This window comes from Sphingomonas cynarae, assembly GCF_039537815.1.
Taxonomy (GTDB): Bacteria; Pseudomonadota; Alphaproteobacteria; order Sphingomonadales; family Sphingomonadaceae; genus Sphingomonas; species Sphingomonas cynarae.
The window spans coordinates 192,746-215,695 of sequence record NZ_BAABBF010000006.1 but is presented as its reverse complement, the minus strand read 5'-3'; the positions used below and the strand labels follow the sequence as shown (position 1 = coordinate 215,695).

General features: G+C 62.6%; 19 protein-coding genes. 6 read left to right on the top strand and 13 right to left on the bottom strand.

Features of this window, described 5'->3' with window-relative positions; translation table 11 throughout:
* Positions 1–47: 47 nt before the first annotated feature.
* Positions 48–1,349, bottom strand: a complete 1,302-nt coding sequence (locus ABD719_RS14030; protein ID WP_344693998.1) for a PDDEXK nuclease domain-containing protein — start codon at positions 1,347–1,349, stop codon at positions 48–50.
* Between the two features lie 199 nt (positions 1,350–1,548).
* The gene (locus ABD719_RS14025) at positions 1,549–2,085 is read right to left on the bottom strand and encodes a hypothetical protein (RefSeq protein ID WP_344693997.1); all 537 of its coding nucleotides are present in this window, start codon (positions 2,083–2,085) and stop codon (positions 1,549–1,551) included.
* A gap of 68 nt (positions 2,086–2,153) precedes the next feature.
* Between ABD719_RS14025 and ku the strand changes: the two genes are divergently transcribed.
* On the top strand, positions 2,154–3,047 hold the full coding sequence (ku, locus tag ABD719_RS14020; protein ID WP_344693996.1) for a non-homologous end joining protein Ku: 894 nt from the start codon (positions 2,154–2,156) through the stop codon (positions 3,045–3,047).
* Positions 3,040–5,487 carry a DNA ligase D gene (ligD, locus tag ABD719_RS14015; RefSeq protein ID WP_344693995.1) on the top strand — a complete coding sequence of 816 codons (2,448 nt, stop codon included), beginning with the start codon at positions 3,040–3,042 and terminating at the stop codon, positions 5,485–5,487. Before ku ends, ligD begins: the two co-directional genes overlap by 8 nt.
* 328 nt (positions 5,488–5,815) lie before the next feature.
* Here ligD and ABD719_RS14010 read toward each other — a convergent pair whose 3' ends face one another.
* Positions 5,816–7,183 (bottom strand): serine hydrolase domain-containing protein, encoded by a 1,368-nt coding sequence (locus tag ABD719_RS14010; protein ID WP_344693994.1) that lies wholly within the window; start codon positions 7,181–7,183, stop codon positions 5,816–5,818.
* A gap of 82 nt (positions 7,184–7,265) precedes the next feature.
* Here ABD719_RS14010 and ABD719_RS14005 point away from each other — a divergent pair, with 82 nt between their 5' ends.
* Positions 7,266–7,910: a glutathione S-transferase gene (locus ABD719_RS14005; RefSeq protein WP_344693993.1), complete on the top strand. Its 645-nt coding sequence runs from the start codon at positions 7,266–7,268 to the stop codon at positions 7,908–7,910.
* 132 nt (positions 7,911–8,042) lie between these two features.
* Here ABD719_RS14005 and ABD719_RS14000 read toward each other — a convergent pair whose 3' ends face one another.
* From ABD719_RS14000 to ABD719_RS13990, 3 genes are all read right to left on the bottom strand, one after another.
* Complete coding sequence (locus ABD719_RS14000; RefSeq protein ID WP_344693992.1) at positions 8,043–8,324, bottom strand: DUF427 domain-containing protein; 282 nt, start codon at positions 8,322–8,324, stop codon at positions 8,043–8,045.
* Positions 8,325–8,437: 113 nt separating this feature from the next.
* Complete coding sequence (locus ABD719_RS13995) at positions 8,438–9,223, bottom strand: SDR family oxidoreductase (RefSeq protein ID WP_344693991.1); 786 nt, start codon at positions 9,221–9,223, stop codon at positions 8,438–8,440.
* A 230-nt stretch (positions 9,224–9,453) separates the two neighbouring features.
* Positions 9,454–10,350, bottom strand: a complete 897-nt coding sequence (locus tag ABD719_RS13990; protein ID WP_344694038.1) for an AraC family transcriptional regulator — start codon at positions 10,348–10,350, stop codon at positions 9,454–9,456.
* 147 nt (positions 10,351–10,497) lie between these two features.
* Between ABD719_RS13990 and ABD719_RS13985 the strand changes: the two genes are divergently transcribed.
* Positions 10,498–11,223, top strand: coding sequence for an SDR family oxidoreductase (locus tag ABD719_RS13985; protein WP_344693990.1), 726 nt, complete (start codon positions 10,498–10,500; stop codon positions 11,221–11,223).
* A 244-nt stretch (positions 11,224–11,467) separates the two neighbouring features.
* Here ABD719_RS13985 and ABD719_RS13980 read toward each other — a convergent pair whose 3' ends face one another.
* The 3 genes from ABD719_RS13980 to ABD719_RS13970 form a co-directional block, all read right to left on the bottom strand.
* Positions 11,468–14,599: an efflux RND transporter permease subunit gene (locus ABD719_RS13980; protein ID WP_344693989.1), complete on the bottom strand. Its 3,132-nt coding sequence runs from the start codon at positions 14,597–14,599 to the stop codon at positions 11,468–11,470.
* Positions 14,596–15,660, bottom strand: a complete 1,065-nt coding sequence (locus tag ABD719_RS13975; RefSeq protein WP_344693988.1) for an efflux RND transporter periplasmic adaptor subunit — start codon at positions 15,658–15,660, stop codon at positions 14,596–14,598. Before ABD719_RS13975 ends, ABD719_RS13980 begins: the two co-directional genes overlap by 4 nt.
* Positions 15,661–15,769: 109 nt before the next feature.
* Complete coding sequence (locus ABD719_RS13970) at positions 15,770–16,333, bottom strand: TetR/AcrR family transcriptional regulator (RefSeq protein WP_344693987.1); 564 nt, start codon at positions 16,331–16,333, stop codon at positions 15,770–15,772.
* Between the two features lie 141 nt (positions 16,334–16,474).
* On the opposite strand from ABD719_RS13970, the gene ABD719_RS13965 reads away from it, so the two are divergent.
* A complete protein-coding gene (locus tag ABD719_RS13965; RefSeq protein WP_344693986.1) occupies positions 16,475–17,965 on the top strand; it encodes an efflux transporter outer membrane subunit in 1,491 nt (496 codons plus the stop codon).
* Positions 17,966–18,057: 92 nt separating this feature from the next.
* Positions 18,058–18,435: a PaaI family thioesterase gene (locus ABD719_RS13960; protein ID WP_344693985.1), complete on the top strand. Its 378-nt coding sequence runs from the start codon at positions 18,058–18,060 to the stop codon at positions 18,433–18,435.
* A 390-nt stretch (positions 18,436–18,825) separates the two neighbouring features.
* On the opposite strand, the gene ABD719_RS13955 is transcribed toward ABD719_RS13960, so the two are convergent.
* From ABD719_RS13955 to ABD719_RS13940, 4 genes are all read right to left on the bottom strand, one after another.
* Positions 18,826–19,146, bottom strand: coding sequence for a hypothetical protein (locus ABD719_RS13955; RefSeq protein WP_344693984.1), 321 nt, complete (start codon positions 19,144–19,146; stop codon positions 18,826–18,828).
* A gap of 127 nt (positions 19,147–19,273) precedes the next feature.
* Positions 19,274–20,026, bottom strand: coding sequence for a hypothetical protein (locus ABD719_RS13950; RefSeq protein ID WP_344693983.1), 753 nt, complete (start codon positions 20,024–20,026; stop codon positions 19,274–19,276).
* Positions 20,016–21,644 carry an RNA-directed DNA polymerase gene (locus ABD719_RS13945; RefSeq protein WP_344693982.1) on the bottom strand — a complete coding sequence of 543 codons (1,629 nt, stop codon included), beginning with the start codon at positions 21,642–21,644 and terminating at the stop codon, positions 20,016–20,018. Before ABD719_RS13945 ends, ABD719_RS13950 begins: the two co-directional genes overlap by 11 nt.
* Before the next feature lie 152 nt (positions 21,645–21,796).
* Complete coding sequence (locus ABD719_RS13940; protein WP_344693981.1) at positions 21,797–22,708, bottom strand: restriction endonuclease; 912 nt, start codon at positions 22,706–22,708, stop codon at positions 21,797–21,799.
* Positions 22,709–22,950 lie beyond the last annotated feature (242 nt).

The window sequence follows — 22,950 nt, the reverse complement described above, 5'->3', positions numbered from 1 at the left end:
GAATAGTCCGCAGGGCGGGCGGTGCGCAGTCCACGGCCCACTAAGCGTCAGCGGGCCACCCGATAATTTCTGATGTCAGCAAGAAAGCGCGTTGAGATTTGAGTCGCATGATTGGCTTCGTCTTGAGATACGTCGACCCCGTGCGCGGCATCATGAAGGCTGTTGACGATCTGCATGAACTCGGCCGTTGATGGAAACTGGCGCACATCCTCATTGGCCTTGACCAGCTCATTCAGACCCATCAGGCGGTCGGCCGTCATTTCAGTGTTACTCGCCAGGGCGCGCAGTTCCCGCTCGATCTCGATACGCAGCTTCACCAACGACATCAGCGGAAATTCGCGCGCTAAGTCTTCCGCCGTGGGCAGTGACGCCTGCAACGGAGCGGGCAGGGCGTTGGACAGGGTATACTCGGCGACGCCCATGGGCTTCATCGAATTGCGTAACGCATATTCGACGATCACCGCGTTCTTCCCTTGGCACAGGATGATGCCGATCGTTGGGGCGTCATCGGCATGCCGGAGTAGGTCGTCTACGGCCGACAGATAGAAGTTCATCTTGCCGGCGAATTCCGGTTTGAACTCCTCAATTTTTAGTTCGACCACGACGAAGCAGCGCAGATGCAGGTGATAGAAGAGCAAATCTAAATAATAGTCCTGGCCTGCCACCTCAAGATGGTATTGGCTGCCGACAAAAGCGAAGCCCTTGCCCAACTCAAGGATCAGTGAGCGCAGGTGATCGAGCAGGCTGCGTTCAAGCTCGCGCTCCGAGATGTCCGCGCCCAGTCCGAGGAAGTCGAAGCTGTAGGGATCCTTGATGAGCGCCTGAGCAAGATCCGATTGGGGGGCAGGTAGGGTGCGAGCGAAATTGGTGATTGCCTTGCCTTGACGGCCAAATAGGCCGCTGCCGATTTGGTGGGTGAGCACCTTCCGGCTCCAGCCGTTCTCTCGCGCCTGCTCTCCATACCAGATACGCTGTACCGGGTCTTTGATCACCTCGATTAGCGTGATTGCATGTCCCCATGGCAATCGTGCAATAACCCGTTGCACGATTTCACGATCCGGGAACGCCTCGGCCAGCGCCCGCATATATTTGAGATTGCGTGGTGAAAAGCCAGTCATCTCCGGGAAGTCGCGCTTCAAGTCAGCCGAAAGGCGATCAACGATTCTGGCCCCCCAGCCAGCGCTATCCTGACGGTCGAGAATGTCGCGACCGATCCCCCAATAGAGCAGGACCAACTCCTCGTTGACAGCTAGCGCGGCCTTGAGACGTGATGACCGGATCCGGTCCTTCAGCGTATCCAGAAGCTCGACATACTCAGCCGGTTCGGGAGGCGATGGTACAATGGTCATCGATATCGATTAGCATCGCTGGATGGCGATAACAGCTGCAACAGCGAAAAACGGCTGGTTCCACGGGTCGACATGAACAGATGGCGGAAGCGGAGTCAGCGTGGCAAGGGGCTCGTAGTGTCGCCCAAATCTCAAGACGGCCGAATGCCGGCTAAGCGAGCTACTTTATGTGAGCAAGGCCTAATCCGCCAAGCCGGTATCAAGCCGCACGCCATCGCTCGATGGCGTGATCATATGCCGCTTGTGCTTGGTCGCGGGCCTCTCGCAGCCTTTCCTCCTCGCTGCGCTGTTGCCGCTGAAGATCGGCTCGATCGCGCTGGGCAGCTTCCACCCGTGCCTTGGCCTCCGCATCCGCGTCGCGGTGACGTTTCATTGCCGCCTGCAGGGACACCTCGGCGCGTTCAAGTTCACTGGCTGATGGCTCGGGCCGCTTGGGCGTAGCCTTGCCGGCGCTAGCCTTTGCAGACCTCGCCTTACCGGCAGACGGCCGGTCCCGAGGCAAAGCGGCGAATTGCTCGGCTTCCGAACCACGCAGGCGCCGAACGACCTCGCCGGGCGTAGCCAACGGCTCCTTCATCAGGTCGGGGTCGGTGACTTCGAACGCCGCCCCACGCGCGAATAGATCATGATCGCTTCCCCAGGCTCGTAATGCCGCTGCCCGGCTCGGGGCGGCCACAAGGGCGTCATGAAAGCCAATCGGGGTGGTAAACACTTTGAGTTTCGGTGCTTTTGCCATCCAACCCTTCGCTCCCCAGCGAACTCCCACCGCCTGTTGTGCGTTGCATGCCACCAAGGAGAACCGGCATGGCCGCACGCGCTTACTGGCAGGGGCAGATCAAGCTCGCCCTGGTATCCATCCCGGTGGAGATCTACTCCGCCACGCGCTCAGGCGCGACCGTCTCGTTCAAGCAAATTCACGAGCCCAGTGGCAAACTAATCCATTACGAGAAGGTGGTGACGGGCATCGGACCCGTCGATCAGGACGAGATCATGAAGGGCTATGAGGTAGCCAAGGGCGAATACGTCCTGCTCGAGCAGGACGAGATCGACGCGGTCAAGCTCGAGAGCAAGAAGACGCTGGAGCTGACCCAGTTCGTGGATGCGGATGCGGTCGACGTGCTCTACTATGAGAAGCCATTCTTCGTGGTGCCGGCAGACGACCTCGCGAACGAGGCATTCATCGTGCTGCGCGAGGCCTTGAAGCGAACCCGCAAGGTGGGTCTGGGCCAGCTAGCTCTCAGGGGCCGGGAGTATGTGGTGAGCCTGAAGCCGTCCGGGCGGGGTATGGTTCTGGAGACGCTGCGCTACGCCGACGAAATGGAGAAGGCGCAAGGCTATTTCAGGGAGATACCCGACGACGAACCCGAGGGCGAGTTGCTGGAACTGGCAGAAGCACTGATCGACCGGAAGAGCGGCCCGTTCCACCCACAGGAATATCATGACCGCTATGTCGATGCGCTTCGCGATCTCATCGAACGCAAGCGCAAGGCCCGCGGCAAGAAAATCGTCGAGGATGACGGGCAGGGCGACACGGCCAAGGGCGGCAATGTCGTCGATCTGATGGCCGCTCTGCGTCAATCGATGGGTGGCAAGGCCGCACCGTCACCCGCGAAGAAACCTGCGCCGAAAAAGCCGGCGACAAAGAAGACCGCGGCCGGGAAGCCGGCCGCCAAGCAAGCGGCTAGGAAACGTGCCTAAGCCTGCGGCAAAGACGGCATCGCCGCTCCTGGCGACCTACAACGCCAAGCGCGACTTTGCGCGTACCGCCGAGCCAGCCGGGACACTCGAGCCCAGGCATGGCAACCTGTTCATGGTCCAGAAGCATGACGCCACCCGGTTGCACTGGGACCTGCGACTGGAAATGGATGGCGTGCTGAAGAGCTGGGCAGTGACGCGCGGTCCCAGCCTCGATCCCGCCGAAAAGCGGCTGGCGGTCCGCACGGAGGATCATCCGCTGTCCTATGCGACCTTCGAGGGTACGATCCCCGCTGGTGAATATGGCGGTGGCACGGTGATGCTATGGGATCGCGGCACCTGGTCACCGGTCGCGGGCAAGTCTGCGTCGGACATCGACGCCGGCCACCTCCATTTTGTGGTGGATGGTGAGCGGATGCGGGGCGAATGGATGCTCATACGCCTGAAGCCGCGCGGCCGGGAAAAGCGCGAGAACTGGCTGTTGCGCAAGGTAAATGATGCGGAGGCGGGGGGTACGGACAAGCTGGTCGAAGAAGCGTTGACCAGCGTCGCCACCGGACGGACGATGGCGGAGATCGCCGACAGGCAACCCGCGCGTCCCTCCAGAAGGAAGGCTGCGGTGGCCGGCCACGCCTCGTCTTCGCGGACGAGCCGGAGCAAGCCGACATTGCCTGAGTTTCGCCAGCCTCAGCTATGTACGCTGCAGGACACCGTCCCGACGGGCAACGCATGGCTGCATGAGATCAAGTTCGATGGCTACCGCGTGCTGGTGGCGGTTGGTGATGGTCGGGCGAGGGTCTTCACCCGTACGGGCCTCGACTGGACCAACAAGTTCCCCGGCATCGCCAAAGCTGCGACCCGGTTGGCCGGCACCGCGCTCATCGACGGCGAAGCAGTGGCGTTCAGGGACGGCCGGCCGGATTTCTCGACGTTGAAAAATGCGATCGGCGATGGTGGGAAGATCGTGCTGATGGCGTTCGATTTGCTGGAGCAAGATGGCGAGGATCTGACCGCGCTCCCGACGCTGGAGCGGAAGGAGCGGCTGCGGGCGCTTGTGGCTGATGTGCCTGCGGACATCCGCTTCTCGGAACATGTGATCGGTCAGGGCGAGGCGCTGCTGGATCAGATGTGCCGTGACGGGCTGGAGGGCGTGGTGTCGAAGCGGGCGGATGCCCCATATCGCTCGAGCCGCACCCGCGCCTGGATCAAGGTGAAGTGCGTCAGGCGTGATGCCTATGCGATTGTGGGCTGGCTGCCGTCGGACAAGCGTCGTGGCTTCAAATCGCTGTTGCTGGGGTGGGAGGGGCCGGAGGGTTACGTCTTTGCCGGCAAGGTCGGGACCGGGTTCGATCTGGCAACGATGGAAGCGCTCCGCCTCCAGCTGGAGCGGATCGAGCGGCAGACGCCGACGGTCGTCGCGCCAAAGGCGGCGGTGAAAGGTGCGCACTGGGTGACGCCCAGCCTGTCGGCTGACATCGCCTATGCCGAAATCACCCCGGATGGATTATTGCGCCACGCCAGCTTCATCGGGCTGACCGACCTTCAGGGCCCGACCGCCTCCGAACCACCGCCGGCCGCTGCAACGAGCATCGCGATCACGCACCACAGCCGGGTCGTCTTTCCTGAAAGCGGTGTCACCAAAGGCGATCTCGCTAACTATTATGCGACGATCGCCCCGTTGATGCTGCCGTTCGCGCGCGACCGGCCGATCAGCCTCGTCCGCTGCCCGCAGGGGCGGGGGCGGAAATGCTTCTTCCAGAAGCATGACGCCGGCAGTTTCGGCGACCATGTCCGCCACGTTTCGATCCACGACAAAGACGGCGACGCTGACGACTATCTCTACGTCGACGATACCGATGGGGTGATCGCCTGCGTGCAGATGGGGGCGATCGAATTTCACGGCTGGGGCTCCATGGTGGGAGCGGTCGAGACGCCAGACCGGATGGTGTTCGATCTGGACCCTGATGAAGGGCTGGGGTTTGCCGAGACCAGACGCGCGGCGGAATATCTGAAGGAGCAACTGGCGGAGCTGGGCCTGACGAGCTTCCCAATGCTGTCTGGCGGCAAGGGCATCCACGTCATCGTTCCGATCTCACCCGAGGCGACATGGCCGGAGGTAAAGAGCTTCTCCGAGCGCTTCGCACGTGCGCTGGCGTCAGCCGATCCCAAGCGTTTCGTGGCAACGATGACAAAATCGAAGCGGTCCGGGCGCATCTTCATCGACTGGCTCCGCAACCAGCGCGGCAGCACTGCGGTCATGCCTTATTCCGTCAGGGCGCGGGCCGGCGCCCCGATTGCTGCACCGGTGTCATGGACCGAGCTGCGTGAGATCGAAACGGCAGGGGTATGGACGTTGCGCGATGCAGATAAGCTCCTGCGCCGCGCTGCCAGCCCGGCACTGGCCGGATGGGGAATGGCTCGTCAGACGTTGCCTGATGTCTAGGTGACGAGGCCCAGCTTCACCACCGGCGGTCGCGGAACACCTGGGTCAGCCTCTACCGCAGTCCATCTGAAGACCATTACCCAACTCCGGCTATCACATGTGAGAAAACAGGCGGGCGCTGTCCTCCCCGTAGCAACCTTCACTGAAACAAGATGCATTTCGATGGCGGCCCGGCAGGAGTGGCCGGTTCAGACATTCATGGCTCGAACCAGATGCCAGACGACGGGAAAGCGCGGAGATAAACGAACGGTCGATGTTGGGCAGCGGACAAGGGCGCGCGAATGTCTGCTTGTGGGTCGAACCGCTGTGCCATACCGTTTTACGAACGCTAAGGCGTCAGGCCGGCCACGTCAGCGGCAAAGCGAGCGATATCAAACCGGGCGGCACCAGGATCTTCGCCACGCCTGACGATGACCAGATGCCGGGACGGGACCACCATCACATATTGGCCGCGATTGCCCTGCGCGGCGAAGCTGCCCTGGGGCAGCCCCTGCTTCGGGCCGAACAGCCACATCGTCGCGCCATAGCCGGGTCCGCTTGGTGGTTGCGGCCCGCTCGGCATCGTCATGGTGCGCATCCAGCCCGCTGGCAGCAGGCGCCTGCCCGCCCAGACCCCATCCCGCGACCAGAACAGGCCCAGCCGGGCGAGATCGCGCGCGGTCGACCAGACCTGGCTGGAGAGGATGTAGTTGCCGTGCCAGTCCGTTTCCGCGACGGTATGTGACATGCCGAGCGGGCCGAACAGATTGCCTGGCCACGCACGGTATCGATCTGCGCCGATCACCTGTCGCGTGGCATAGACGGCGAGCAGGATATCGTTGTTCGCGTACCGGAAGCGCGTGCCGGGCAGCGCCTCCAGCGGCCAGGATGTCGCCTGATCGTCCACCGTCGTGCCGCCGAAATAGATGGCGTCGGTGCGGTTGCCGGCACTGTCGCTGTGTAGGCCGGACGCCATGCGCAGAAGATGGTCGAGCGTGATGCTGCGTCGTGGATCGCCGGCGGTCCATTGCGGCACGGTGGCACGGGCATCCAGCGGGGCGGCATCGGCAAGGCCGATCAGCGTGCCCGCGATCGACTTGCCGACCGACCAGGTTCGATTGGAGACGAACGGGCCGAAGCCGTGGCCATATCGCTCGGCAACAACGCGGCCGTCCTTCAGGACGACCACCCCGACCGTCTTGGCGCCGACGCCGTACCCATCGCCGAACGCCGCACCGACGACCTTCGTGAGCCCGGCGGAGGGCCGCGGTGCGATGCCGGCATCGCCCTGCGGCCAGCGACGAGGGTCCGCACCCGCGATCGGCGGCATGGCATCCAGCGGCGCTGCCGATCCGCCGTCCGCAGGTGCCCTGCTGCCGATCGGCAGCGTCATGCAGCCATGGCCGTCGCGCCACACCGCGTATCGCGGCGGCAGCGCGGGGTCGAAGGTGACGGCGACGAACCGGCGCGGGCGGTCGACCTTCGCGATCAGCGTCGACACGATCTTCTCATATTCGGGGTAGATGCCCGTCAGTTCGTCAGCATCGATCTGCGCGGTGGTCCGCCCGGCGTTGAAGAGGCCGGAGCAATAGAGTGCCGCCTTGTATCCGCCCGCCACCGCGCGTCGATAGGTGCCCGCCGAGGGCTGGGCGACGATCTGGGCGTTCACCGATGCCGACAGGAGGAGGGCGAGGACGGCTGCTTTCGGTATCCGCATGGCCGCATCATTCCATCCGCGCCATTGTACGGCAATGCAATTATCCTGCCCGCACCATTCGGTTTTCCCCCATATCGGCGCCATGACCGACCACATCCTCTACAGCTTTCGTCGTTGCCCCTTTGCGATGCGGGCGCGATTGGCGCTGGCGGTCAGCGGCATGCGTTATGAACTTCGGGAGGTCCGGCTTTCGACCAAGCCTCCAGAGCTTCTCGTCATGTTGCCAAAGGGCACGGTGCCGGTGCTCGTAACGGCGGAAGGGGCGGTGATCGAGGAAAGTCTTGCGATCATGCGTTGGGCGCTGCGGATCAGGGACCCGCAAGACTGGCTCGCTCGCGACGACCCGGCACTGATCGCGACCAACGACGGCGTGTTCAAGCAGCACCTCGACCGGTACAAATATCCCGATCGGCACGGCTCGGACGCTGCCCGGCATCGCGACCTCGGCTTCCGGTTTCTGCAGGATCTGGAAAGGCGGATCGGGTTTGCCGGTCATCTGTGCGGCACGGAAGCGGGCCTGACGGATGCCGCCCTCATGCCGTTCGTCAGACAGTTCGCGGGGGTCGACTGGACGTGGTTCGATAACCTGCCTCTGCCACGACTAAAGTCATGGCTCGCCAATCATCTCGCTTCGGAGATTTTTGACCGGATCATGTACAGGGTTTCGCCCTGGTTTTCGGGAGCGAAGGCAACCATCGTCGAAAGAATGACGGTGGCCGATAGCTGAGGCGATCATCGCCGATCAAACGGCGGCTAGCCTGAGATTAACGAACCTCCGCTTTCGAAAGCCGGGCAAGAGCGTCTGAGGGTCTGCTTCTAGGTCGGCACGGCCACGGTTGTGCCGACGAGAGGATATCTGTCAGACGACCTCCACGCCCTTCCAGAAGGCCACACGGCCGTGAATCTCCTCTGCCGCTGCTTTCGGCTCCGGGTAGTACCAGGCGGCATCCGGATTGTTGGCCCCTTCGACATGAATGTCGTAGTAGTGCGCTTCGCCTTTCCATGGGCAGATCGTCGTCGTGTCACTCGGTCGCAACCGCGAGGCGTCGACGGACGCGATGGGAAAGTAATGGTTGCGCTCAACCACGACGGTATCGTTGCTGCTCGCGATCAGTGTACCGTTCCACCGTGCTTCGACCATGATGCGTCTCCAAAGTTGTTCGATCCTGCACTGCGCTGACGTCCATCGGCAAACGTCATAGGATGGAATGATCGCGGATCAGGGAGCAGTGGCGGCCAGCTACCTGACGTGCATCACGGTTGGCGCCGTCGGTTACCCTCTTCACGCTGCCGGGCGGCGCGCTCCGTCAGCGTCATCAATGTCTCGTCGAACCGACCCTCGCGTTCGGCCTGCCGCAGGAACTGCACCTCATCGACCAGGATTTCAGGCGGCGTCGGTTGCTGGGCGAATTGGGCGCTAACCGCATCGGCGAAGGCGTCGAGCGGCATGTAGCCCGGGCGGTTCGCCTGTCCCGGCGTGAGGTCGGTCTGCACACCCGGCGGCGCCAGCTCGATCACTTCGACTTTGTCCGCAAGCTGGGTTCGCAGCGAAACGGTATAGGAGTGGATCGCTGCCTTAGTCGCCGAGTAGGTCGGTGCCGCCACCAGCGGTACATAAGCCAGGCCTGAGGTGACCGTGACGATCGCGGCGTCGGGCTGGCCCGTCAGATGGTCGATCAGCGCGTTCGTCAGCCGGAAAGGACCCAGAATGTTGATCGCCAGCGTCGCTTCGGCATCAGTCAGGCTGCGCCGGCTCGTCAAATCCTCGAACTTCATGATGCCGGCGTTGTTGAACAGCACATTCAGTGACGGGAAGTCGGCCACGACTTTCTTGGCAAACACGTCGACTGCCGCGGCATCCTCGACGTCGAGGGTCATGGTGTGGATGCGATCACGTCCGCCCGCTGCCTGCTGAAGCGCCTCCTGTCGCCGTCCGGCGATGATGACGGTGTCGCCACGATCGTGAAAACGGTGGGCCAGTGCCTCACCGATGCCGCTTCCCCCGCCAGTCATCAGGATCGTGTTGCCGCTGGTCTTCATGGTCGATCGCTCCACGTCGGGACAAGGTCGTCGGCTTCAGAATGATTGCCGCACCGCATCGTTCAATCAACGCCCCGGCCAGCATGACGGCAATAATAACCACGCGACCGGTGGCGGCAGGGCCGCAAGGCGCCCTGGATGGCCGAAACCGGACCGCGCGTCCCCGCCCGCTGAGTTCGGTAGTCAGGCCGTGCCATTGCTGCGCACGTTATCGTCGATATCGTCTGCGGCTAGAGTGCCATGCCCGCCGCCGGTGCAGCGCGAAGCCGATCGATGTCCAGTCGCGGTGGCGCGCCAAACAGGCGGCGGTATTCGCGGCTGAACTGCGACTGGCTCTCATAGCCGACCGCAAAACCTGCCGCGCTGGCCGTGGTTCCGCCGGCGAGCATCAAGCGCCGCGCCTCCTGCAGACGCAATTGCTTCTGGTATTCGAGCGGCGTCAGACGGGTGATCGCCTTGAAGTGCGCATGAAGCGAAGAGGTGCTCATGCCGGCCTCGGCCGCGACCTCGTCGATGCGGATCGGCGTATCGAAGCGACGGCGGATCGCGGCGATGGCGCGGCTGATCTGGTTCAGATGACTGCCTGCGGTTGCGACGTGGCGAAGCATCGGCCCGTGCGGCCCGGTGAGCAGCCGGTACAGGATTTCGCGCTCAATCAGCGGTGCCAGTGTTCGGATCGTTTCGGGCCGGTCAAGCAGCCCCACCAACCGGCAGGCGGCGTCGATCAGGTCGGCATCGATGGGGTGGACGCCCAGCACCGGCAGGTCGGTCCTATGCGCCACGCCGCCCTCGGTCACAATCAGGTCGGCGAGGATCGCGGGATCGAGATCGATCTTGCAGCAGAGATACGGTCTGTCGGGACTCGCATCGATCACATGTCCGACCAGCGGCAGGTCGACCGAGACGAGGAGGTAATGGGCGGCATCGTAAACGACGCTGTGGTCGCCGATCGACACGCGTTTCGATCCCTGGGCGATCAGGCATAGCGAAGCCTCGTAGACTGCAGGCGTCGGCGTGCTCGGTTGATCGGCGCGGATCAGCGACACATGCGGCATTGCCGTCGTGCAGATACCCGTTCCGCCGACGTGTCGGTCGATGACGGCGGCAAGCTCGGTGACCCGGTCCATACCGATCGACATTCATCAGCCGATCGACGCGCGCAAGCGAGGGACGCCAGTTCTGGAGGATCGTGCAAAGGGTTCGGACGATCGCTCTACCGCAGACCCGTCCTGTCGCTCCATCTTGCTGATCATCATCAAGGCAAGGAAATCATCATGGCAGCTACTATCGACAAGGTCATCCTCATCACCGGCGCCTCGAGCGGCATCGGCGAAGCGACAGCGCGCGAACTGGCAGCGGCGGGTGCACGGCTTTTCATCGGCGCGCGCCGCGGCGAGCGGTTGATGGCGCTAGCGGAGGCGCTTGGTGAGAGTGTCGCGTGGCGAACCCTCGACGTGACGGACGGTGCCGACTTCGACGCCTTCGTGGAAGCCGCCGAAGCGTGGTTTGGAGGCGTCGATGTGCTGGTCAACAATGCCGGCGTAATGCCGCTCTCGCCGCTCGCCGCACTGAAGCGAGACGAGTGGAGCCGAATGATCGACGTCAACATCCACGGTGTTCTCAACGGGATCGCCGCGGTGTTGCCGCGCTTCGTGGCGCAGAAGAGCGGCCATGTCGTCAACGTCGCCTCGGTCGCCGCGCACATGGTGATGCCCACGGCGGCGGTCTATTGCGGCACCAAGCATGCGGTGCGCGCCATCACCGAGGGGCTGAGGCAGGAGCATGACGAGATCCGCTCGACGCTGATCTCGCCGGGCGTCGTCGCCACCGAACTGGGGCACGACATTACCGATCCTGCAATAGCCACCGCATTGACGGGTTGGCGGAAGAAATCGCTGACCCCGGACTCGATCGCACGGGCGGTCCGCTATGCGTTGGAGCAGCCTGAAGGTGTCGACATTAACGAGGTCATCGTCCGCCCGACCGCGGCGGACATGTGATCGCGAGGGGGGTGCCAGTGCTGGGTTGAAAGATTCGGAAACTGGCACCTCCTGCTTGCTGATAGTTCGGGCCGCCGGCACGGTGAATGCGGCACTGCGATTGACCAATTATCGCGGCCAGATGGAGCGTAAAAGGCAACACTCATCGCCTTGAGCATGAACGAACAGCCGAAACGGGGCTGCCGCAATTGGTGTGCGAATGACTGCAAATGGGTCTTCGATCATAGGCGATGGCAGGCAGCGGTCACGCCAAAGCGGGATTGCCACCAGTGGAGCGCGGGGCATGGTCATCGGCTAACGGCCTGATCCGGAACCAAAGCGCGTAGAGCGCGGGGAGGAACACCAGCGTCAGCACCGTTCCGCCGAGCGTCCCGCCGATCAGCGTCACCGCCATCGATCCCCAGAATACCGAGCTGATCAATGGCACGAACGCGAGCACAGCAGCGAGTGCCGTGAGGATCACCGGCCGCGAGCGTTGTACGGTCGCTTCTACGACGGCATGGTACGGGTCCATGCCACCCCTCTCATGGTCATGGATCTGGCCGATCAGGATCAGCGTGTTGCGCATCAAAATGCCTGCTAACGCGATCAGGCCGAGGATGGCGTTGAACCCGAATGGCTGCCCCGTCATTAGCAGCGTCGGCACGACACCGATCAGCCCCAGCGGCGCCGTCAGCAACACGATCGCCATCGCCGACAGGCTGCGGACCTGCAGGATGATAACGATCATCATCAGAACGATCATGATCGGGAAGATCGGGGCCAGCGCCTTGTTGGCCTTGCCTGCCTCCTCGATGGAGCCGGCCATGTCGATGTGATAGCCGGTCGGCAGTTTCGCGATCAGCGGTTGGAGCTTTTCTAGCATCGCGGTCGAGACGTCGGGGGGCTGCAGGCCATCGGCGATGTCGCCGCGTACGGTAATCGTCGGCACCCGGTCGCGGCGCTGAAGGATCGGGTTCTCCATCCGCACTTCGATTCTGCCGATCTGGCTGACCGGAACGCGTTGCCCCGCACTGCCGGTGAGCGTGTAGTCGCCGATCCGGGCAGGATCGAGCCGGTCGGTTCCAGCCGAACGTGCCACCACATCGACCGTGCGGATGTCCTCACGTGCCTGGCTGACGACGGCGCCGCTGAGCAGGAACTGCAACTGCTCGGCAACGTCACCCGACGTCAGGCCAAGCGCCCGCAGCCGGTCCTGATCGAGTACAAAATGCAACGCAGGCGCGCGGTCGCCCCAGTCGGCGTTGACGGTCCGCATCGACGGATCGGCCTGGAGGATCGCCTGCGCCTTGGCCGCGATCGTGCGGACGGTACCGAGGTCAGGCCCGCTGATGCGGAACGCGACCGGGAAAGGCGAATAGGGGCCGAAGGTCAGTTTGGTCGCACGGACCCGCGCCTGTGGGGCAAGCCCATCCACGGCTGCCTGACGCAGCTTGATGCTCAACGCGTCGCGCGCCTCCTCGTCGGAGGTGAGAACGATGATCTTGGCAAAGGACGGGTCGGGCAGTTCCGGTGACAGCGACAGGAAGAAGCGCGGTGCGCCTTGTCCCACGTAACTCGTGACGATCTTCGCCTCGGGCTGCTTGCGCAGCCACGCCTCGACCTGGTTCGCTGCGGCAGCGGTCTGCGCGATCGCGGTGCCCTTGGGCATCTGGACCTCGACCAGCACCTCGGGTCGGTCAGACGCAGGAAAGAACTGCTTCTTGACCAGCGCCATGCCCACGCCGGCGATCAGGAACGCCGACAGTGTCGCCAACGTGACCAGCAGCTTGCGCCGCACCGCCCACGCGATCACGTCGCGCACCTTCTGGTAGCGCGGGGTCTGGTAGATCGCGGCATGCCCGCCCTCGACCGCCTTGATGGCCGGCAGCAGCTTGACGCCCATGTACGGCGTGAAGATCACCGCGACGAACCACGAGGCGATCAGCGCGAAACCGACCACCCAGAAGATGTTGCCGGCATATTCACCCGCGGTCGATTGCGCGAAGCCGACCGGCATAAGGCCGATCACCGTCACCATCGTTCCCGCGAGCATCGGCGCGGCGGTGTGGCTCCAGGCGTAGGCAGAGGCGCGGATACGGTCGTACCCCTCCTCCATCTTCACCACCATCATCTCGATCGCGATGATCGCGTCGTCGACCAAGAGGCCGAGCGCGAGAATCAGCGCGCCGAGCGTGATGCGGTCGAGCGCGCGCCCGGTCGCCCACATCACGATCAGGACGACTGCCAGCGTCAGCGGCACGGCTGCGGCGACGACGATGCCGACCCGCCAGCCCAGGCTTATCAGGCTGACGATCATGACGATCGCCAATGCTTCCAGGAACGTGTGCATGAACTGGTCGACGGATTCGGCGATGTTGACCGACTGATCGGTGACCGGCGTCAGCGACATGCCCAGCGGCAATTCGGCACCGATCTTCGCGACCTCGTCCTTCAACGACGCGCCGAGATCGAGACCGTTCCAGCCCTCGCGCATCACGACGCCGAGCAGCAGCGCCGGTTCGCCTTGGCTGCGCACCAGGAAGGTGGCGGGATCCTCGTAACCGCGCTCAACGGTCGCAATGTCCGACAGGCGCAGCGTGTTGCCGCGCGTGACGATCGGCAGGTCTCGGATCTTGGACAGATCGTCGAACGCGCCATCGAGCCGAACGACGATCTGCTGCCCCTTGCTTTCGATCGCGCCGGCAGGCGTAATGAGGTTCTGCTGGGCCAGCGCGCCAAAAATATCGCGCGGCGAGACGCCGAGCGTCGCCAGCCGTTCCTCCGCGAACTGGACGTAGATGCGCTCCGGTCGTTCGCCGACGATGTTGATCTTGTTGACGCCCGGAACGTGCAGCAGGCGCTGGCGCAGTTGCTCGGCCTCGCGCGCGAGCAACCGTTGCGGCTCTCCTTTTGCCTTCAGCGCGTAAAGTGCGAAGGTGACGTCGGCATACTCGTCGTTGACGAAGGGGCCGACGACGCCTCGTGGCAGACTGGATGCCTCGTCCGACATCTTCTTGCGAGCCTGGTAGAACTCATCGGCGACCGCGGCGGGCGGGGTGGTATCCCGCAGCGTCAGCGTGGTGAAGGCGAGGCCTGGGCGGGTGAACGTCTCGCTGCGGTCGTACCAGCGCAACTCCTGCAGGCGCTTCTCCAGTGGTTCGGCGACCTGATCTTGCATTTCCTGCGCGGTTGCGCCGGGCCAGGCGGTGACGACCGTCAGTACCTTGATCGTGAAGCTCGGGTCCTCGGCGCGGCCCAGCTTCGAGAAAGCCACGACACCAGCGAGGATGATCGCGATCAGGAAGAACAGCGTCACCGATCGTTCGCGGACGGCCAGCGCGGACAGGTTGAAGCGTCCGGCCGTATCCGGCCGATCGTCGTCCCGCCCGCTCATCGGGCGGCACCCGGCACCGGGGCGGCAACGCGAACCCGCTGGCCTTGGTGCAGCATGTGCGCGCCTATCGCGACGAATCGCTCGCCCGGTGCCAATCCCGATGTGATCGTGGCCATTTCCTCGCCGACCGCGGATACCTGCACGGCGTGCCAGACGACGGTGGGTGTCGCGCCATCGCGTACGATCCAGATGCCCGGCCCGCGTCCGGTGTCGCGGAGCGCGCCGAGGGGTATCTCCATGCCGGTCGATTTACCCGGGAGCGCAAGCGCGATCGTGACCGTGGAGCCCAGCGGTGCACGTGCGGTCGCGCCGCCCAGCACATAACGCGCCTCGAACGTGCGCGACGCTGGATCGGCCGAATCCGCCAGCTGGCGAAGCGTGGCGCTACCCGTGCTGCTGTCGAATGTCCGTGCGCGCGCGACGGAATTGAGCGGCGGGCGGAGGGTTTCCGGCAATTGCACCAATGCTTCGCGCGGACCGGACCGCGCCACCCGTACGACGATCTGTCCGGCGGTGACGACCTGCCCCGGTTCGGCGAGCGTCTCCACCACGGTGCCGTCGGCGTCGGCCAGCAGCGTCGTGTAGTCGGTTTCGTTGCGCGCTACCCGCGCCTGCGCCTGTGCCGCGAATAATTGCGCGCGCGCCGAGTCCGCCGCGGCTTTCGCCTGATCATAGGCGGAGGCAGATACCGCGCCCGCTCCGACCAGATCGCGGAAGCGTCGTTCGTCGGCAGCGGTCTGCACCGCGCGGGCACGGGCGGCGTCGACGGTGCCGAGCGCCGCACGCGTGGCCAGCGCCAGGTCGGCGCCATCGATCCGCATCAGCGGTTGGCCGCGACGCACGACCTGCCCCGCGTTCACCAGTCGTGCGACGACCTTGCCGCCGACTCGGAAGCCGAGATCGCTCTGCACGCGTGCCGCGACGATCCCCGTGAATTCGCGCGAGGCGTCGCTTGCTGCGGTCGGCGTCGTCACGCGTACCAGGGGTGGTTGGGTACGGGGGTCGGGTTTGGCATCGCCGCAACCGGTCAGCACCCCGCCAAGCAGGATCGGGACAGCCATGGCATAGCAACGAAAGCGGTTCGACACGCGGCGGTCCTCCCAAATACGGGAGCGTGAATGCTATCGAGTTACCAATATGTCAACTAGTCACAGATTTCTAATACGATACCTACGGCGCCAGACTCCGAAGAATGAGGCTCGTGACCTCGTTCTGCGCCTCAGGCAGCAGGTCCAGATTACGCTCCAGGTGAAGCGGGTCGATGAAGGGCATCATGGCGTAGAAGATCGCGCGGCAAGTTTCGTCCAACGGCGTCTTGCGCTCGAACTCCCCGCTCTCGCGACCCTCGCGAACCAGATCCTCGACGATCGATCTGAGCGTCGCCGAATAGTATTTCGCAGAATTCCACTGTTCGAGCGCGGAGAGCGCCGCGACCTCGTAGATCTTCCGATCGTCGAAGAACAGCGCGACGCTGAGCGCCGTGACGCTGCGGAACATGCGACGAAACCGGTCGGTTGCACTGCCGCCTTCGTCCATCGCCACGCGCGCTTCAGCGATGATCCGGTCCAGACGATCCTTGCAAATCGCCTCGCCGATCGCCTGCTTCGATTCGAAGAAACGATAGATATACGCTTTCGAGAACCCGATCCCACGGGCCAGATCGGCCACGGTCGTCTTCTGGTAGCCGTAGCGCGCGAAACACTCGTTGGCCGCGTCGATGATCTGATCGCGCACCGCATGTTCGGCGGGGCCGCGCGCCAGCGTTTCAGAGGTGAGTGCATGGTCCATGACCCCAGATAATCGTATGGGCGCGCATTGACAACAAGTGACCAATTCGTCCATCGGTAACAGAGTTAGTCGGGTTGGAATTTTGAGATGCGATCTGTACCGCATGGGCGAGCGTCGGTTCTTGCACTCCTGTCTTTGTCGGGTTGCGCAGTGGGATCGCGCTATGTCGTACCGGTAACGTCGGCGCCTGCAACCTATGTGGGCGGGGCTGCCGTGGAAGCCCGGCCGGGTTCCGCCGGCGCGGCCGACATGGTCAGCTGGTGGCGGACGTTCGGTGACCCTGTGCTTGCAGGGCTGGTCGAACGAGCGCTTGCTCAGAACCTCGACCTGCAACAGGCGCGCGCGCGGGTGATACAGGCTCGTGCCGCATTGAAGGGCGCCAACGCCGCCCTGTTGCCGTCCGGTCAGATCAACGGGCAGGTCGGTGAAATCTACCAATCGCTGGAGACGCCGATCGGTCGGATCGGCAGCGCCTTTTCGCAGTTCGAACGCTCGACCGAGACGTACGAGGCGAACCTTGGTGCGAGTTGGGAGCTCGATGTGTTCGGCGGACGCGATGCCGCCCGCGATGCCGCACGGGCGGACTGGGAGGCGTCGGCCGCGAGTGCCGTAGCGGCACGGCTGACCGTCGCGGCGCAGACGGCGGATACCTACATCCTGGTCCGCGCGTTGCAGGCACGCCTGGATGTCGCGCGCGCGCAGGCGGCCACCCAACAGCGCCTCGTCGACCTGATCGCGTTGCAATATCGCAAGGGCATTGCCGCAGAACTGCAGCTCCGCCAGGCCGAAGGAGCGTCGGCGCAGGTCCGCGCCAGCGTCCCTGCGCTCCAGAACGAACTGGATATCGCGATGAACGCGCTGGACGTACTCGTCGGCGTGCAGCCGGGCAGCAGCCGAGCCCAGCTTGCCGGTCCCGCCGCGATACCATCCCCTCCCAAGGTATCGACGGCGGGCGGGCCGGCAGCGCTGTTGCGACGCCGGCCCGATATCATCGCGGCCGAACGCACGCTCGCGGCCTCGAATGCTCGGATCGGGGCGGCGGTGTCGGAATATTACCCGAAATTCTCGCTCAGCGGCCTGCTCGGCACGGCCACCACGGCTGCGGGTGGCCTGTTCGGCGGCAATGCGACACAGGCCAATGGCGTGCTGGGGCTGCGCTGGCGACTGTTCGACTTCGGCCGCGTCGATGCCGAGATCAAGGCAGCGAAAGGGCGCAACGCAGAGGCCTTGGCGGCCTATCGTCTGACCGTGCTGCGCGCGTCGCGGGATGTCGAGGACGCCTTTTCAACCTTGGTACAACAGGAAGCGCGCGCCGCGATGCTGACTCAGGGTGAGCTGTCGCTCACTCGGGCCAGGGCGACGTCCGATACGGCATACCGGGGCGGCGTCATCAGTCTCATCGAGGTATTGGACGCGGATCGGCGCCTGCTGGAGACGCGCGACGGTGCGATCCAGGCGCGCGCGGCGGCAAGTCGCGGCGCGGTCGCGTCGTTCCGGGCATTGGGCGGCGGCTGGGATCCTTCTCAAGTCGCGATGTCGACCGGCACCGGCATGATGCTAGCCAGCCAGAATAAGTAGGAGGAGGGAAGACCATGTCATCTGAGGCTGCCGGAGGAACCGATGGGCTCACTCAGGTCCGCGCGCTGCTCGCGACCGGACGGCAACCGCCGTTGGGCGAAAAACTCGGTATCTCGCTGATCGAGGCGGACCGTGGACACGCGGTCTTCGAAGCGACGCCCGACGGAAGTTCCTACAATCCGATGGGCTCGGTTCATGGCGGCTACATCGCGACGATCCTCGACAGCGCCTGCGGTATCGCGGCACACACGGCGCTGAAGCCAGGCTACGGCTATACGACGCTGGAGTTGAAGGTCTCTTTCGTGAAGGGCCTCAGCAGCACCAGTGGCACGATCCGCGCCACCGGCCGGCTGATCTCCATGGGCCGTCGCGCCGCCTTCACCGAAGCCACGCTGCAGAACGACAAGGGGCAGGTCTGTGCGACGGCGACCTCGACGTTGCTGGTGTTCGAGGTGCCATCCGCAAAATAGGCAATAGTTGGCGCTCCAGAGTTTGATTTGGGACCTTCCCAAACCGCCAGTTCCTCGGGAAGGGGCGGCGGCCGGTAATTCGCCGCCCAACGCAGCCTGTGCGTCAACATTAATGAGCGACCGAAGTTGGGTAGCCGAAAGTAGCTCGGGAACGTCCGGTTGTGGGTCAGGCCGGAAGGGGGGCAGGCACGGCAGCTTGCGACCATAGCCGGACGTTCACACCGACTTCGGTGAACGTCCGGTTCTGACGGAAGCTGCCGATCGGCTTCGCGAAGCGGTCGGTCAGCAACGCGCCCTAATGCCGGCCGTTGACCGGTATTCCAATCAGCCCCCTTCGCCATCATTCGTTAAGTTGACTTGTAGACGGTCCAGGGTAGGTAGGACGGGCCTCTAGCGGGGAGGATCATGCCTAAACTTCCGGTTCACGGCCTGCCACCAGGCGACGCAGGTCGACATCTGGTGCGCCTTCACCATAGCCATCGTGGCGGGATCAAGCGCTTCGGCATCGCTCGGCTCGTAAACGAGGATAATGGGAAGGGCCTTCACGTTCTTGTCATGGGACATGCCGAGAAAGATCTCATCTTCATGCCGTTTGACATTCGTGACTTCCTTGGCGTCGAGAAGGGCGCATCGCTCCACTTTTCGATTCGGCGTGTCGGATGGTGGGGGAGGCTGCGCTGGTATCTCGCCTCCCCTGATCCGGCGGTACATTTGCCAGCCAGGCTTACAATAATTGGCTTGCTACTTGCTCTCGTCGGGCTTGCACTGACCGTCCCGCCACTCCTCTCTAGTTGGCATCGCTGACGCGGTCGAAGAGCGCCCTCCTAAATCGTGATACTCACCGCCAATCGAAATCCTGTTCGACCGCAGATCGCAGCAATTCCACTAGCTCGACACGGTTCGACGAAGCGGAAGCCGACCGGAGCAGGTGATCATAATTGACCAGCAGCGCGGCGTTACGCCGCGGATTTAACAATAGAACGTCCGGCCACATATTGCCGTCATTCTCGACGGTTCGGGCGTAGCGAAGCAGCCAGTACATAAGAACCTGACGAAAATCGCTCGCGCCGAAATTACGCTCCGTGTGCTTGACCTCTATGATCGTTGAACCGATCGCGAAATCCCCGTTGCCAGATGCCACCCAGCCAAGGCCAGGAATAAGGGGTGCATGTTCCAAAATAGCAGATGGCCGCTGCGCCTGAACGCTGTTCAGCATCGCTACCAGATTGCGAGCGGCATGGTCGGCAACGAGGATATCGCTCGGCTCGAGCTCCTCCGGAATGCGCGCATCGAAATGGCGACGCTGGCGATTTGACGCGATCGTCAGGCATTCATCCCACGACGCCACCTCGCCACCCCGAAGCTCGCTTTCAGCTCGCGCTACCGACAGCTCGAACATCATCGCCTTTTGCAGGCGACTTTTATCAATCATCTCGCTCGGTATCGGGCTGATGCCAGGGAAGGAAAACATCGTCGCATTCAAGCTATTTACGAGACCGCCGGTGAGTCGAGGAAACAAAATATCGAGAACGCCAGGAATATCGCGCGCTACGGTCCTCGGGTCGCGAGCCGGGAGGCGACTAAACGGCATGCTTGACCCAATCTTCGTAGCAGGTCGCAAAAGTGCCCGGTGAGCCGGACTCGATTCCCAATTGCCAGACCTGTGCGAGCGAACCGCGCAACTGGTCTCTCGTCTTCACGCCTTCGTCGCCGAACGCACCTGCTGCGAGCCAAAGCATCCTTTGCTCGCCGGTGCCCAGATTCTGCCATTGGTTACGCAATCGCGTGAAGTTCGACCGGTCGGCCCAATGCCTCCAGCAGTCGATGCAGGCACGTCGGACCGAGGCGGATGCCGTCGCATCGTATGTCTGACGGACGAAAATGCCGCGCGTATCAGTCCTAACAAACCGAATCGCTCGCAGGAAATGCAGCATGTTGGCTTCGGGAACGAGCAAATGGGCGCCGGTGGCCGGTATACGATCGAGCAAGGCGTCGATGGCGGCAAAAATCAATGCGAACTCGTCATTCGACCGGACGGCATATACGCCGCGCATGATTTTCGACCATGAGGCACGAAACGAGTCGAGGTTGTTCGGGTCGAGGAGCGTGGCGCACAGTTGGGCCGCGCTAGCGGGCTCTTGGAACTTGAGCGCGCGACCAATCTGCGCGAGCACAAAGGCGTCGGGCTGCGATTTCTCGCGTTCAAGATCGAGAAGAAAGGAAATGTCAATTTTCTCGAACGACTGTTTGAGCTTTTCATATTCCGCGCTGGCATTGTCGGAATAAGGATCGAAATGCAGATCAAGCTCCCGCAACGCGAGGCTGGAATCCTCACCCTCTCCTAACTGCGCTGAAACAAAGTCCTTATAGTGTTTGGCACTCAAGATGGTGGTCTTACTGCGATTGAGCGAAAGGCCATAGTCTGCCAAGGCATGTGACAATTCAGAGAGTGCTTTATAGGCATCCTGCCGCGAACGGCAGATTAATGTGTAATCATCGACATAGCGGTGCCACACAAGCCCTACATCGGTCAGCGATCGGTCAATCGGCGTCATCATCACTTCGGCCAGAATGCGTGCGCATTGACCACCGACTGGGAGACCGAAGGAGCGGCCTGACGCGAGCTTGCTCAAGATGCGATCGATCTGCATCGCCAAGGTCGATCCTGGTGACAGGTCCTTGACGATATTTTCGAGCCGGTGGTGGTAGATGTGCTCATAGAAGCTTGAGACATCGGTCTGGATCACCACCGCCCGCTCCTCTTCCAGACCGGCCTCGTCCAACGTGGCGAGCTTATATGCGCGCCACGATCTGGTTCGGTCGAAGAAGCCCGGCCCCTGTGTGGCGAGCCGGTAAGAATGCGCCCGAGGACTCCGCTCTGTTTCGTTCGCTTCCGCGATCGCTAGGCCCAAGCCGTTCAGATAGAGATTCCAGAAGGGGTGGATTTTTGTGGTGATGCGGAAACCGTGCGAGCCGGATGGAACGAGCAGGCGTTCCGCCCCTATCGCCAGTCCGTTCATGAAGGGGGCCGGCTTCCCAACGGCGCCGGTTTCGACACTATGGAAAAGGGCTAGGCAAAGCGCCGCAAGATCGGTAGCTTTGTCCTTGATGAACGCAGAGTCTAAGTCATAAGGCAATGTGTCGTTGTCACCGCTCTGACCAATCTCAAAAGCGGCTCGAACAAAATGCTCTTTATCAACCTTGATCATTCCAGTCCTTTTCTCGCGTGGCAGCCTGCGAGCCACTGGTTAGTTTTCTTACTTCGTTAATCTCAGATTCATTGAATATCGTCAAAGATCGGGCGCACCATTCGTGATGTGACAAACCCTAGCAGGACAACGGATTATATCTCGCATCGTCACTAGACTTTAGCTGACTTCAGAACAGCGCACACATAGATTTCGCCACGCGTCTGTGCCGCACGAATCTTGTAGTCGAGCATATCCTCAAGACTGATCCTTTGCTCTGGAACGTGCGAGATATCCTGTCCATCCATCAGTATAGTCTGGATATGCTTGCCGTGAACGATGGCCCTAATCGCCTCGTTCGAAAAGGCGTTGACCGAGATGAACAGCCCCCGACCATGCATCTTGCCATCGACCTTCATCGCAAAGTGGTAGAGTTGGCTGGTGGCGACACTCGCTTCCTGCCATTTTGCCTCCACCACATAATTCTCGCCTTCGAACTTGAAGGTGCCATCAATCTCTTCACCGGTCAGGCGGAAATTATCCCGCATGTGGATTGATTGACGATTGAACAGTTCACGGAGGAACGTCTCGAATAGGCGTCCTCTCGCTTGAGGAGCGAGGCCAGTTCCATAAAGTTTGCTGAAAGCCGTGGTTAGCGCATTCAGATCCTGCGTCTTGCTCCTTTGCCGGGAGGTTTCGCTGGATGCCGCCCGGCGGCTCTCCGTGGTCGCGTTGCGCTTCTCGAGGGCCTTCTTGAGTTGGTCGATCTTCTGTTGTGCGTCTCTGCTGTCGAGCTTGGCGAGCTTCACGAAATAATAGGGGTCCAAATAGCTCCAGTTCGAGAGGCGATCGATCATCGTCTGAAAGACAGCATAGCCGCGATCAGGGCGAGCACTCAGCCTCGAAAAGGCATCAATCACGATCTCATGACGGGAAAGTTGGGTATCGACAGGCGGGAGGATATTGAGCGGGCAATCAACGCTTAGCAGGAAGTCCAAGATCTGCTTCTTCGGCCAGAAAATGGCGAGGATGCAGTCATGCATAATATTTCGAATATCGAGCGGGATTTCCGGCGCGGCAGACATGGCCGGCACTATGACCCCACTGGCACGGGCCGACAAGCCGAGTGCTTGTAGTGAAGCGCGGGGAAATAAGCGAAACGCGCGGCGAGGTCAGCCTCGGTGGCGTTGCGCCCCAAAACCCGCCAGTCCGCAGACGGCCTAGCCTCGCCCGTTCCTAGGCAGATCGACGCGATCCCGCGAACGTCCGTTTTATTCTAAACCTGACCTTCGCCTTCGCATTCGCGAAGGACAGCTTCGTCCCAAAC

Coding starts and splice junctions, on each gene's coding strand:
- ABD719_RS14030 (WP_344693998.1), bottom strand. CDS start 1,349: ATGACCATTGTACCATCGCCTCCCGAACCGGCTGAGTATGTCGAGCTT.
- ABD719_RS14025 (WP_344693997.1), bottom strand. CDS start 2,085: ATGGCAAAAGCACCGAAACTCAAAGTGTTTACCACCCCGATTGGCTTT.
- ku (WP_344693996.1), top strand. CDS start 2,154: ATGGCCGCACGCGCTTACTGGCAGGGGCAGATCAAGCTCGCCCTGGTA.
- ABD719_RS14010 (WP_344693994.1), bottom strand. CDS start 7,183: ATGCGGATACCGAAAGCAGCCGTCCTCGCCCTCCTCCTGTCGGCATCG.
- ABD719_RS14005 (WP_344693993.1), top strand. CDS start 7,266: ATGACCGACCACATCCTCTACAGCTTTCGTCGTTGCCCCTTTGCGATG.
- ABD719_RS14000 (WP_344693992.1), bottom strand. CDS start 8,324: ATGGTCGAAGCACGGTGGAACGGTACACTGATCGCGAGCAGCAACGAT.
- ABD719_RS13995 (WP_344693991.1), bottom strand. CDS start 9,223: ATGAAGACCAGCGGCAACACGATCCTGATGACTGGCGGGGGAAGCGGC.
- ABD719_RS13990 (WP_344694038.1), bottom strand. CDS start 10,350: ATGGACCGGGTCACCGAGCTTGCCGCCGTCATCGACCGACACGTCGGC.
- ABD719_RS13985 (WP_344693990.1), top strand. CDS start 10,498: ATGGCAGCTACTATCGACAAGGTCATCCTCATCACCGGCGCCTCGAGC.
- ABD719_RS13980 (WP_344693989.1), bottom strand. CDS start 14,599: ATGAGCGGGCGGGACGACGATCGGCCGGATACGGCCGGACGCTTCAAC.
- ABD719_RS13975 (WP_344693988.1), bottom strand. CDS start 15,660: ATGGCTGTCCCGATCCTGCTTGGCGGGGTGCTGACCGGTTGCGGCGAT.
- ABD719_RS13965 (WP_344693986.1), top strand. CDS start 16,475: ATGCGATCTGTACCGCATGGGCGAGCGTCGGTTCTTGCACTCCTGTCT.
- ABD719_RS13955 (WP_344693984.1), bottom strand. CDS start 19,146: ATGTACCGCCGGATCAGGGGAGGCGAGATACCAGCGCAGCCTCCCCCA.
- ABD719_RS13950 (WP_344693983.1), bottom strand. CDS start 20,026: ATGCCGTTTAGTCGCCTCCCGGCTCGCGACCCGAGGACCGTAGCGCGC.
- ABD719_RS13945 (WP_344693982.1), bottom strand. CDS start 21,644: ATGATCAAGGTTGATAAAGAGCATTTTGTTCGAGCCGCTTTTGAGATT.
- ABD719_RS13940 (WP_344693981.1), bottom strand. CDS start 22,708: ATGTCTGCCGCGCCGGAAATCCCGCTCGATATTCGAAATATTATGCAT.